At 49.6% G+C, this 11,475-nt stretch carries 11 protein-coding genes and 1 pseudogene; 11 read left to right on the plus strand and 1 reads right to left on the minus strand.

What is annotated here, in order from left to right:
- The first annotated feature begins 428 nt into the window (after positions 1 to 428).
- The 11 genes from cofH to ACN0T0_RS19985 all read left to right on the plus strand — a co-directional run bounded on the left by cofH (position 429) and on the right by ACN0T0_RS19985 (position 11,056).
- On the plus strand, positions 429 to 1,688 hold the full coding sequence (gene cofH / locus ACN0T0_RS19935) for a 5-amino-6-(D-ribitylamino)uracil--L-tyrosine 4-hydroxyphenyl transferase CofH (protein ID WP_417228547.1): 1,260 nt from the start codon (positions 429 to 431) through the stop codon (positions 1,686 to 1,688).
- The gene (cofD, locus tag ACN0T0_RS19940) at positions 1,685 to 2,701 is read left to right on the plus strand and encodes a 2-phospho-L-lactate transferase (RefSeq protein ID WP_417228549.1); all 1,017 of its coding nucleotides are present in this window, start codon (positions 1,685 to 1,687) and stop codon (positions 2,699 to 2,701) included. Before cofH ends, cofD begins: the two co-directional genes overlap by 4 nt.
- 13 nt (positions 2,702 to 2,714) lie before the next feature.
- Positions 2,715 to 3,326, plus strand: a complete 612-nt coding sequence (gene cofC, locus ACN0T0_RS19945; protein ID WP_417228551.1) for a 2-phospho-L-lactate guanylyltransferase — start codon at positions 2,715 to 2,717, stop codon at positions 3,324 to 3,326.
- Between the two features lie 9 nt (positions 3,327 to 3,335).
- A complete protein-coding gene (gene cofE / locus ACN0T0_RS19950; protein ID WP_417228553.1) occupies positions 3,336 to 4,121 on the plus strand; it encodes a coenzyme F420-0:L-glutamate ligase in 786 nt (261 codons plus the stop codon).
- The gene (npdG, locus tag ACN0T0_RS19955) at positions 4,118 to 4,786 is read left to right on the plus strand and encodes an NADPH-dependent F420 reductase (protein WP_417228555.1); all 669 of its coding nucleotides are present in this window, start codon (positions 4,118 to 4,120) and stop codon (positions 4,784 to 4,786) included. The genes cofE and npdG overlap by 4 nt, the downstream gene beginning before the upstream one ends.
- Before the next feature lie 44 nt (positions 4,787 to 4,830).
- Entirely contained in the window at positions 4,831 to 5,832 is a 1,002-nt protein-coding gene (locus ACN0T0_RS19960; RefSeq protein ID WP_126157060.1) for a TIGR03842 family LLM class F420-dependent oxidoreductase, read from the plus strand.
- A gap of 118 nt (positions 5,833 to 5,950) precedes the next feature.
- Entirely contained in the window at positions 5,951 to 6,559 is a 609-nt protein-coding gene (gene ribA, locus ACN0T0_RS19965; protein WP_417228557.1) for a GTP cyclohydrolase II, read from the plus strand.
- A gap of 241 nt (positions 6,560 to 6,800) precedes the next feature.
- A complete protein-coding gene (locus ACN0T0_RS19970) occupies positions 6,801 to 8,030 on the plus strand; it encodes a Zn-dependent hydrolase (protein ID WP_417228559.1) in 1,230 nt (409 codons plus the stop codon).
- A gap of 145 nt (positions 8,031 to 8,175) precedes the next feature.
- Positions 8,176 to 9,360, plus strand: a complete 1,185-nt coding sequence (locus ACN0T0_RS19975; RefSeq protein ID WP_417228561.1) for a Re/Si-specific NAD(P)(+) transhydrogenase subunit alpha — start codon at positions 8,176 to 8,178, stop codon at positions 9,358 to 9,360.
- A complete protein-coding gene (locus tag ACN0T0_RS19980; protein WP_126157064.1) occupies positions 9,360 to 9,647 on the plus strand; it encodes an NAD(P) transhydrogenase subunit alpha in 288 nt (95 codons plus the stop codon). The genes ACN0T0_RS19975 and ACN0T0_RS19980 overlap by 1 nt, the downstream gene beginning before the upstream one ends.
- Positions 9,648 to 9,649: 2 nt before the next feature.
- Positions 9,650 to 11,056, plus strand: a complete 1,407-nt coding sequence (locus ACN0T0_RS19985; protein ID WP_417228564.1) for an NAD(P)(+) transhydrogenase (Re/Si-specific) subunit beta — start codon at positions 9,650 to 9,652, stop codon at positions 11,054 to 11,056.
- Positions 11,057 to 11,200: 144 nt separating this feature from the next.
- On the opposite strand, the pseudogene ACN0T0_RS19990 reads toward ACN0T0_RS19985, so the two are convergent.
- A pseudogene (locus ACN0T0_RS19990) lies at positions 11,201 to 11,475 on the minus strand (nitrate reductase); the annotation flags it as partial.

The raw sequence follows: 11,475 nt of genomic DNA on the forward strand, positions 1-11,475 counted from the left end.
ATTAAGATATTAATTATATATAAATCAATATAATTCAATTAGTTATATTGTTTATTTATGGGTTTTAATTACCTCTCAATAAAAGCTTGACCATATGGTAAAAGTTAGTCTAGTATTATTTTACCGTTTGGTAAAAAGTTTGTGGATGCAAACCTCTACCGAGAATAAGAATAAATAAGAAGTGGTGATACTGATGTCTATTCAGACCCTCTCAATTCAACAGCGGCTGATTTTTAAAACAGCCTTTTTAGTCATTAGCGTGGTTTTCGCTTCTGTCGTTTACATTGCTGTTTGTCACCTTCGTTCCGCTATTCATTCTTTTCTCTGCAAGGTTGGTTCAATGCTGAGTCGTGTTAATAATGTTAATCAGCGTCAGCACCCCACGTCTTTTCTTAGGTGTCATTGAATTTAAAATTAAGGAAAGAAATATGAATGCTCCGAGTATTTTAAGTTTGGATAACAGCGTGTCAGTGCAACATAAACTGCTGATGCAGTTGGATGGTATTAATGTCCACATCCGCGACATACTGGTCTCTGTTATAGAGGGGACTGAGCTCTCAGAACCCGATGCCGTCACCCTATTTAGTGCTACTGGTGCCGATCTTGATGGGTTGATCGCAACAGCAGATTATCTGCGCCAACAGACAGTGGGCAACCAAGCGAGTTTTGTTATTACCCGCAACATTAACTTTACCAATGTTTGCTATATGGGCTGTAAATTTTGTGGCTTTGCCAAGCGTAAAGAGGAAGCCACTGCCGAGTTGCTGAGTTTTGAAGATGTGGCCGATAGAGCCGAAGAGGCTTGGGCACGGGGAGCCACTGAAGTTTGTATTCAGGGCGGTTTACATCCCGATATTGAGGGTAGCCACTACCGTGAAATCCTCAAGGCTATCAAGACGCGTGTACCGGCGATGCATATCCATGCCTTCTCGCCTTTTGAAATCTGGTTTGGCGCATTAAAGAGCAAGATGTCTATTGCTGAGTTTATTCAAGATTTAATCGATCATGGTTTAGGCTCGATGCCGGGTACCGCCGCTGAGATTCTGGATGTTGAAATTCGTCAACAACTGACGCGGGATAAATTGACCACTGAGCAGTGGATTGAAATCATCACAACGGCTCATCAGTTAGGTTTACCGACGACCGCTACCATTATGTATGGCCATATCGATAGCCCAGAACATTGGGCTTCGCACATCGGCAAAATACGCACTATCCAAAAGCAAACAGGTGGTTTTACTGAATTCGTTCCACTGGGATTTATTCACTACGAATCCCCGCTATATATGAATATTCCCAATGTTAGACCGGGCCCAACAGTAGACGAAAACATTCGTATGCATGCAGTATCTCGGCTGATGTTGCACGGTTGGGTCGATAATATTCAGGCCTCTTGGGTGAAGCTGGGGCCAGAATATGCACAGCAGATGCTACAGGCCGGCGCGAATGATCTGGGCGGCACGCTGATGAATGAAAGTATCTCGCGGGCCGCAGGTGGTAAGAATGAGCAGGAGATTGTGCCGGAAGATATGATTCGCATGATCAGTGGTGCGGGGCGCGATCCAGTACGGCGTAACACGCTCTATGGCGTAGTTGAAACCTTTGCACGTCAACCCACTGAAATAGCTAGCCGAGAAGGCTTTCAGCTTATCGCGACCACAAACGCTAGCGTGCGGGTGGCCTCATGAGCTTGCCGTTGAAGGTTGTGCTGCTGAGCGGCGGTGTGGGCGGTGCCAAGATGGCCGAAGGTTTTGCTTTTAGCCGGTTTGCGGCGCAGTTCAGCGTGATTGGTAACGTGGCTGATGATCAGGCGTTTCACGGATTATGGGTGTCTCCCGATATTGATACCCTGACCTATACCCTAGCCGACGAGATCGATACCACCAAAGGTTGGGGGCTGAAGGATGAAAGCAACCAAGTGTTGGATCAGCTAAAACGCTTGGGATCAGATGCCTGGATGTATTTGGGGGATAAAGATTTCGCCACCCATATCTACCGTACTGAGCAGCGTCAGCAGGGGGTTAGGCCCAGTGAGATTGCTGCTAATATCGCCCGTTCTTATGGTGTTAGCACACCGATTCTATTGCCTACCGATGACTGTATTCAAAATAAAGTGAAGATTGAAAGTGGCTGGATCGACTTTCAGGATTACTTTGTCAAACACGCCTGCCAACCGGCAATACTGGATTTTCATATTGTCGGTATTGAGACCGCCACGGCGACTCCAGAAGCCCTGAGTGCTATTGCTGAAGCCGATTTGATTGTGATTGCGCCGAGTAATCCGATTGTCAGTATTAAACCTATTTTGTCGGTGCCGGGCATCGTTGCTGCGCTGCAGCAGTCCTCTGCATTTAAGGTAGCGGTCTCTCCACTAGTGAATGGCCAAACGGTGAAAGGTCCGGCGGATAAGATGATGACGGCTGCAGGCTATCGCTGTGATGTGATCGGGGTGGCGGATGTCTATAACGGCTTGATCGACGGCATGATTATCGATCAGCAGGATCGGGACATGATGTCTGAGCTATCCGCCAAGATCGAATACGTATTGGCGACCGATACGCTGATGTTTAACCGACAACAGAAAGTCAGCCTAGCGGAAACCATTGTTCACTTTTATCAGGCGGGTAATGGGAAGGTCGCTGCTGCCTCTGCGCCGCTCCATGAATCTGCCCGTGAATCTGAGCCTCGCCTCGCGGTGTAACTAGGAGCTGGCTATGACGTTATCAATTGTTATTCCGATGAAAAGCCCTGAGCGTTCTAAAAGCCGTTTGGCTAAGGTGTTGAGCCGTAGTCAGCGGAAAAAGCTAACGCTGACTTTATTTGAAAAGAACCTCGGTTTTTTGCGTCAACGATATCCACAGCACAATGTGTTGGTGGTGACGGAATCGAAGCGTATTGAAGATATTTCCCGCAGTTTTGGCGCCGATGTGTTGTTGGAAGAGCAGAAACTGGCTGGTTTGAATGCTGCTGTCACCTTAGCCGCTGAGTATAACGCCCAGCGTGGAATTGAGACTCAATTGGTGATTCCCGGCGATATCGAAACGCTGGATTATCAGGAGATTGAATGTCTGCTAAACCATCGGGAAGCACGCCCGTCGGTGGTGGTTTGCCCCTCATATGATGGTGGAACCAATGCCATTATGACCACCCCGCCGAATGTGATGCCATTCAACTTTGGGCCAAACTCCTGCCAGATCCACCTGTTGTCGGCCTTTGAAGCGGGGCTGCATACGCAGCGGCTGTTTCTTGAAAATCTATCCTTTGATGTCGATTGCCCAGATGACCTAAACCGAGCCGAAATTTGGTTTGAAAAAATATCCGCATAGGACGTTCTTATGAATAGTAATGCACATAACCAAGTCAGTATTCATGCGCTCGATGGCATTCCGGATATTCATCCCGGTGATGATCTGTCTGGCTTGATCCTTGCGGCGCTCGATAGCAACCAATGCTCGCTTGATGACGGCGACATTATCGTGATTGCCCATAAAGTAGTGTCCAAACAGGAAGGTCAAATTATTGATCTGAATGACATTAGCCCAACCGCCGAAGCGCAGACGTTGGGCCGTGAGCTGAATAAAGATCCACGCAAGGTGCAGGTGGTGTTATCGGAATCTAAACGTTTAGTCCGGACATCAAAACGCCCTGAACAGGATGAAGGCACCATTATTGCCGAACATCGATTGGGCTTTATCTGCGCCAATGCCGCGGTGGATGAGTCCAATGTGGATGCGGTCGGTAAGGTGATTCTCCTTCCCCATGACCCCGATCAGAGTGCCCGAGGCATTTGCCAAGACTTGGAGTGGGCCAGTGGTAAATCATTAGGCGTTGTTATTACCGATACCTTTGGTCGCCCTTGGCGGATGGGCTTAGTAAATGTGGCCGTTGGTCTCGCCAATGTGCCGGCTAAAGTGGATCTCGCAGGAGATATGGATGCCTATGGCCGTGTGCTGTCGGTCACCGTTCCCGCGTTAGCAGATGAAATTGCAGCGGCTTCCGGCTTGCTGATGAGTAAAAACGGTAAAAAGCCGGTTTTGATATTTAAAGGCGTTGACTGGCAGCGATGTGACAGCTCTGCCCGTGACCTAGTGCGCCCACAACAAGAGGATCTATTTCGATGAAAATTGCTATTTTGGGTGGAACAGGCCCGCAAGGGAAAGGATTGGCGCTGCGTTTTGCTGCGGCGGGTATTGATGTTGCACTAGGCTCTCGCGATGGTGAGCGGGCGGCTGAGATTGCGCAACAGTTGAACGAAAAGCAGCCTGAGGCAACGGGTGTTATCAGTGGTGCCGATAACCGAGAAGCGACCGCGGCGGCTGATGAAATTGTGATTTTGGCGGTGCCTTTTGCTGCCCATAACGCCACGCTAAACGCGATTAAGCCTGATCTGAGCAATAAGATCCTAGTGGATATTGTTGTGCCACTGGCCGATGGCGATCCGAAAGCGGTGGATATGCCTGCTGAAGGCTCGGCCACAGAAGCCGCGCAAGCCTTATTAGGCGATGACATTCCTGTGGTCGGTGCGTTGCATAACGTCTCTGCCGCTACGTTGAACAACCTTGGTCAGCCGATTAACTGCGATATTTTAGTCTGTGGTAACAATCTGCAGGCAAAAGAAGCGGTGATGGAATTGATTTCCAGCCTTGGTGTGAATGCCTATAACGCCGGCCCTGCCGTGAATGCTCGCTGTATTGAAGCGATTACCCCGATTCTAATTCGTCTGAATATTTCGAAAAAGGTGCCGTTCTCCCATGCGGGAGTGAAGATCTGGGCCCCTGATCATTAAGCATCATCACTGATACGCAACAAATCCTTACTAGGAGAATAATTATGGATTTCGGTATTACTTTTAAAGGTTTTATTAGCCCTGAACGCGCCCGTAATTTGGCTAAACAAGCGGAAGAAGCCGGTTTTACACATTGCTGGTTTTACGATTCTCACGTTCTGTGGCGTGAATCATATCCGGCCATGGCAATGTGTATGGAGCATACCTCTAAGATCAGTTTTGGTCCCTGTGTAACTCATCCTAATGCCCGTGATTGGTCCCAGGCGGCGAGTCTTTTCGGTAGCTTGGCGTTACAAAGTAATGGCCGTTTTCATATTGGCCTTGGTCGTGGTGACAGCGGTGTGCGGGTGTTGGGTAAAAAACCGGCCAACCTTGCCCGGGTAGCCGAGTTTACAACCAAGGTTAAGGCTTTGGTTCGAGGTGAAGAGGTGATGTATGACGATTGCCCGGCACCGGTAAAATTCCCTTGGGCGCAGGGCTATGAACTGCCTGTTTATATTGGTGCGTACGGTCCGAAAGCGTTGCAAACAGCGGGTGAAGTTGGTGATGGCGTAGTTTTGCAGATTGGCTCTCCGACACTGGTGGAATGGTTTAAGGATCAGGCGATCAATGCCGGTAAAGCGGCGGGACGTGATATGAGTAACTATCAGGTTATTGCGTCTGCCCCCGCTTATTTTGGTACCAAAGAGCGCTGCCTTGAAGCAACCAAGTGGTTCCCGGCGATGGTGGGTAACCATGTGGCCGATATCGTTGAAAAGTATGGTGATAGCAGCGGTCAGGTGCCAGAAAGTTTGACCTCTTATATCAAAAACCGTCAGGGTTATGATTATTCTAAACATGGTCAGAGTGATAACCCATTCTTGGATTTCATTACTCCAGATATTGTTGATGAGTTCTGTGTTTTGGGATCGGTTGATGAACATATCACTAAACTCAAAGCCCTTGAAGCCGCCGGTACGACTCAGTTCAATATCTATCTGGATAACGGTGATGAGGAGAATATCGTCGAGAAATACGGTAAGCATATTATTCCTCAGTTTAGCTAAGCAGACCTCAGTGCTCAGGCCTTTCGAGGCCTGAGCCGGTTATGTTGAAGTACTTCGATGCATTCTTGTTCGAGGTGCTAGAGGCAACGGTTTAGCAAGGTTTTACACGGAGATAGCTATGTCGACAGAGGCTTATTTAGCAGCGCTGAACGACGCGGTGAGTGTGCGTATGCCGACCGCCTATGGCGAATTTTTGATGACGGCGTTTACCGATCCTGATGATGGTAAAGAGCACATTGTCTTGGTCATGGGGCAGCCTCATTTGGCATCGGCAGCGATCGTGAGAATTCACTCCGAGTGTGCCACTGGTGATCTGTTTGCCTCCTGCCGTTGTGATTGCGGTGAACAACTGGATCGTTCATTGAGTATTATTGGCGAGGCTGGTTGTGGCGTATTGATCTATCTGCGTCAGGAAGGACGAGGCATTGGCTTAAAGAATAAACTGCGCGCATACCAATTGCAGGATCAAGGGTTGGATACGGTTGAGGCGAATCTACAGCTTGGCTTACCCGTCGATGGCCGTTGCTATGGGATCGCCGCCGCAGTACTCCATGCGCTGAATATTTCGACGCTGCGTTTGCTAACCAATAACCCGCATAAAATCAGCAGTTTAGAGACATTAGGTTTTGGCGTGAGCCGGTTACCGATACAGGTCGACTATCAACCATATAATTTGCCTTATATGCAGGCAAAACAGCGCAAAATGGGTCATCTGGTTAGCTTATAACTGCACGCTAGACGAGCGAGGATGACGAGTTAAGACAGCACGGGATCGATTCTTGATCCATTTTTACCCAATCGAATGAACGAAAAAATAAAAAGAATATATATCTAAAAGGGCGTCTCGAAAATTAATTTGACCACATGGTAAAATTAAACTAGTTTTACTCTATGGGAAATCATTTGTAGTCCTTTATTGTCGCCCTTTAACGGGCATTGCCAATAGCGTTAATTAGGAGCCTTTATCGATGAAAAACATAAAAACCAATGAACAGCGACTTTGGGACAGCCTGATGGAGATGGGCGAAATCGGAGGTACTGAAAAGGGTGGCTGTTGCCGTCTGGCGCTGACCGATCTAGATAAGCAGGCCCGAGATCTATTCACTCAGTGGTGTGAAGCTGCAGGCTGTACTGTCCGGGTTGATAAAATCGGCAATGTTTTTGCTCGCCGTCCGGGTAAGAATAATGATCTGCCACCAGTGGTGATGGGGAGTCATATCGATACTCAGCCAACCGGTGGTAAGTTTGATGGTGTGTATGGCGTGCTGTCTGGGTTGGAAGTGATTCGCACCCTGAATGATAACAACATCGAAACCGACCATCCGATTGAAGCGTCCATCTGGACCAACGAAGAGGGTTCTCGCTTTGCTCCCGCCATGGTGGCATCGGGCGTTTTTGCCGGGGTCTTTGATCTAGAGTACGGTTTAAGTCGGGCTGATCTTGATGGTAAGACGATGGGTGAAGAGTTACAGCGCATTGGCTATGCTGGTGAACATGAAGTCGGCAGCCAGGTTAAGGCGTTTTTCGAAGCGCATATCGAGCAGGGGCCCATTCTTGAAGAGGAGGAGACCTCTATTGGGGTGGTCACCGATGCTCAAGGACAGCGTTGGTATGAAGTGACCTTAACCGGTCAGGAAGCTCATGCGGGCCCAACACCGATGTTACGCCGTAAAGATGCCTTGCTGGGGGCTTCTAAAATCGTCCAAGAGGTGAATAATATTGGCTTGGCGAATCAGCCGAATGCCTGTTCGACGGTTGGCTTGCTACAGGTCTTCCCGAACTCACGTAATGTTATTCCTGGTGAAGTCTTTTTCACCATCGATTTCCGTCATCCGAATGATGATGTGCTGTCGAAAATGGATCAACAGCTGCGTGATGTGTGCGCCAAGATTGCCGATGAAATGGGCTTGGAGATGAAGTTCGAGCAGATCTGGTATTCTCCACCGGTGCCATTCAATACCAGCTGTGTTGATTCAGTACGTCAGGCCGCTGAAGACGCAGGCTATAGTCATCGTGATATTGTTAGTGGTGCTGGCCATGATGCCTGTTATATCGCGCGTGTTGCGCCTACAGGGATGGTTTTTGTGCCCTGCGAAAACGGTATCAGCCATAACGAAGAAGAAAATGCTAAACCCGAAGACCTCCATGCCGGGTGCAATGTGTTGTTACAAGCGGTGCTTAATCAAGCTTGTCTCTAATCACTGCAGCACACTCTAAGAATAAATCTAACAAAAACTAAGTCCGCTTCCGGACACTTTCTCTCATACTCGATGCCTGCGCGTGTTTTACACGCGTATAGGCGTCCTGTTGTCTGAAATAAGAGGCGGCTTGGGGAGTATAGGTATGAAAATTGGTCTAGCAAAAGAGCCCTTGGCGAACGAATTAAGGGTTGCCTTAACACCAGAGAATATCACCCATTTATCAGCCACCGGTGCCACCTTCGTGGTTGAAGCCGGAGCGGGGCTGGCGGCAGGTTTTAGTGATCAGGATTATCGGGATGTGGGGGCGCAGATAAATTCCTCGGCGCAGGCTGTGTATCAGCAAGCGGATATTCTGTTGCGGGTGAATCTGTCTGGGGCGATGTTGAATCAAGCGGCAGCTTGGCTGGAAACTAGCCCGTTACTGATCGGCATGATGGACCCATTCACCAAACTTGAACGTTTTACGGCCTTAGCGGAACAGGGTATCAGCAGTATCGCGATGGAACTGATTCCGCGTATTAGCCGTGCTCAGAGTATGGATGTGTTGACCTCGATGGCAACCTTAGCCGGTTATAAGGCGGTACTATTGGCCGCCAATGTAGCCCCGAGAATCTACCCGATGATGATGACTGCGGCGGGTAACCTTAGTCCGGCGAGGGTCTTTATTATGGGGGCCGGCGTCGCCGGTTTACAGGCGGCGGCCACCGCTAAACGTATGGGCGCCGTGGTTGAGGCTTATGATGTGCGGCCTGCCGCGCGGGAGCAGATTATTTCGGTCGGGGCCAAACCGGTCGAGTTGGCGTTAGAGGCGGACTCCACCGAAGGGCAGGGAGGCTATGCCAAACAGCAGGGGGAGGACTTTCTGCAGCGCCAGCGTGAATTGATGACCGCCGTGCTGAGCGAACAAGATATTGTTATTACGACCGCTGCTATTCCCGGTGTTCGTTCACCGGTATTGATTACCGCTGAGATGGTTGGTCAGATGAAACCTGGTGCGGTGATTGTCGATTTAGCCTCAGAGCGGGGCGGCAACTGTGAATTGACCCAACATGGTGAGGTAGTGGTTGAACAGGGCGTGACGATCATTGGTCCGGATAATATCGTGGCTACGGTGGCGCACCATGCGAGTCAGATGTACGGCAATAATATTGAGAACCTGTTACACCATCTACTCAATGAGCAGGGTGATTGTGAGTTGGATTTTGATGATGAAATTATCCAGCAGGCGGTGGTTACCCACGGTGGCGAGATCATCAATAACGGTCTACGCGAGAGATTAGATCTGCCGCCGTTAGCTTCAACGCCACTGTTAGAGGAGGTTGCATAATGGAAGCCTTCATTGTCTTGTTATCGCTGTTTGCGTTGGCTGTGTTCCTTGGGGTTGAGCTAATTACCAAGGTGCCGCCGACCCTGCATACCCCATTAATGTCCGGTAGTAATGCGATCTCGGGTATCACCATTGTCGGCGCGATTTTGGCGGCGGGTTCCGGTGATGAGTCCAGCACTGTGGTGCCATTGTTAGGTTTCGTGGCGATTGTTTTTGCCACGATCAATGTGGTGGCCGGTTTTATGGTCACTAATCGGATGCTTAAAATGTTCAAGCGGAGGGGCTAATGATGAATAGCATAATGATTAACCTCTTCTATCTGCTCGCGGCATTACTGTTTGTTATGGGTATTAAGGGCTTAACGCGGCCAAAAACCGCCGTGCGAGGCAACCGTTTAGCGGCGCTGGGTATGTTGCTGGCCATTGTGATTACCCTGCTGGATCGGCAGGTCATGCACTATGAAATTGTGTTTGCCGGATTGGCGGTGGGCACATTGATTGGTGTTTTGATGGCGGTTAAGGTGCAGATGACCTCAATGCCACAGATGGTGGCGATTCTGAATGGTCTTGGTGGCGGAGCATCGCTGGGGGTGGCCGCGGCCAGTTATTTCTCGATGTTAGCGAGCGGCACCGAACTGAGCGGGGCAACACTGGTTATCGCCAATAGTGCGATCATGCTGGCGGTGCTGATTGGCACGGTCACCTTTTCTGGCAGTGCGGTGGCATTTGGCAAACTTCAGGAGGTTCTACCGGGCCAAGCGATCGGCTTTAGCGGCATGAAGTTTATTAACCTGGGGTTGTTGTTGGCCTCTGTCGCGGTTATTTTCCTGCTGGTGAATAACCAGCTGGGTAGCGGCGGTTTCTTGCTGCTGGTGGGTTTAGCACTATTGCTGGGGGTCACTCTCGTTATGCCGATAGGGGGGGCGGATATGCCGGTGGTGATTGCCTTGCTCAATGCTTATTCGGGCATTGCGGCGGCGGCTGCGGGCTTTATTATGGGCAATAACGTGCTAATTATCTCTGGCGCGCTGGTGGGTGCTTCCGGTCTTATTTTGACGCAGATTATGTGTGTCGCGATGAACCGCTCATTACTGAATGTCTTGTTCGGTAAAATGGTGGCGAGTGATGGCCCAACTATCGACGCCGATGAGGTCTATCAGGGCAAGGTAACATCCGCCTCACCGGATGAGGTGAGCATGATGCTGGAAGATGCACAGCGGGTGGTTATTGTACCCGGCTTTGGTCTCGCGATGGCGCAGGCTCAGCATGCGGTGCGTGAGTTGGCGGATACCTTAGTGGGCCGTGGGGCTATTGTGGAATTTGCCATTCATCCGGTTGCCGGGCGTATGCCGGGGCATATGAATGTACTCTTGGCCGAGGCCGAGGTCGACTATGAGGCGATGAAAACCATGGAACAATCTAATCCTAACTTCAGTAAAACTGACGTGGTGCTGGTGATTGGTGCCAATGATGTGACCAATCCGATGGCCCGTGAAGATAAAGGTAGCCCTATCTATGGTATGCCTATTCTGAATGTTGATGAGGCGAAGAGTGTTGTCATTATTAAACGCAGCTTGAGTCCGGGCTTTGCCGGCTTACCTAATCCGTTATTCGCAATGGATAATGCGGTGATGCTGTTTGGTGATGGCAAGCAGGCGATCATGGATCTGACCGCGGCCCTGCATGAAGCGGCTTAAGCGGTTGGTAGACGGTTTCTTAACGTCAACTTCTAAGCCTTAAGCTCCGTAAGCTAAAGCTCTAGTAAACTAAAGCAAGGATAAAAGAATGCCCGGCTGTTAAATAACAGACCGGGCTTTATTATTTTTATACTGTCTGCTGCGTTACTCCCCTTGAGTCGCCAGTTTACCGAGGTCTACTGTTTGTTTACGGGCGCAGAACCAATAAGTGATACCGCCGAGAATCGAACCGGTGAACCAGCCATACTGATAGAACCAGCTCAGTTGATCGGTCATCAGTGAATACAGCGTTAGGGCAACAGGAATGGCAAAGGCGATAAAGCCATTGATGTTAAAGCCGCTGTAGATGCCGTGGGTTTTATACAGGTCCGGCAGGTTAAGCTGCTGGCGTTTAATCACGAAGTAATCCACGATCATAA

Source organism: Amphritea sp. (genome assembly GCF_048266285.1).
Lineage (GTDB): Bacteria > Pseudomonadota > Gammaproteobacteria > Pseudomonadales > Balneatricaceae > Amphritea.

Coding starts and splice junctions, on each gene's coding strand:
- cofH (WP_417228547.1), top strand. CDS start 429: ATGAATGCTCCGAGTATTTTAAGTTTGGATAACAGCGTGTCAGTGCAA.
- cofD (WP_417228549.1), top strand. CDS start 1,685: ATGAGCTTGCCGTTGAAGGTTGTGCTGCTGAGCGGCGGTGTGGGCGGT.
- cofC (WP_417228551.1), top strand. CDS start 2,715: ATGACGTTATCAATTGTTATTCCGATGAAAAGCCCTGAGCGTTCTAAA.
- cofE (WP_417228553.1), top strand. CDS start 3,336: ATGAATAGTAATGCACATAACCAAGTCAGTATTCATGCGCTCGATGGC.
- npdG (WP_417228555.1), top strand. CDS start 4,118: ATGAAAATTGCTATTTTGGGTGGAACAGGCCCGCAAGGGAAAGGATTG.
- ACN0T0_RS19960 (WP_126157060.1), top strand. CDS start 4,831: ATGGATTTCGGTATTACTTTTAAAGGTTTTATTAGCCCTGAACGCGCC.
- ribA (WP_417228557.1), top strand. CDS start 5,951: ATGTCGACAGAGGCTTATTTAGCAGCGCTGAACGACGCGGTGAGTGTG.
- ACN0T0_RS19970 (WP_417228559.1), top strand. CDS start 6,801: ATGAAAAACATAAAAACCAATGAACAGCGACTTTGGGACAGCCTGATG.
- ACN0T0_RS19975 (WP_417228561.1), top strand. CDS start 8,176: ATGAAAATTGGTCTAGCAAAAGAGCCCTTGGCGAACGAATTAAGGGTT.
- ACN0T0_RS19980 (WP_126157064.1), top strand. CDS start 9,360: ATGGAAGCCTTCATTGTCTTGTTATCGCTGTTTGCGTTGGCTGTGTTC.
- ACN0T0_RS19985 (WP_417228564.1), top strand. CDS start 9,650: ATGAATAGCATAATGATTAACCTCTTCTATCTGCTCGCGGCATTACTG.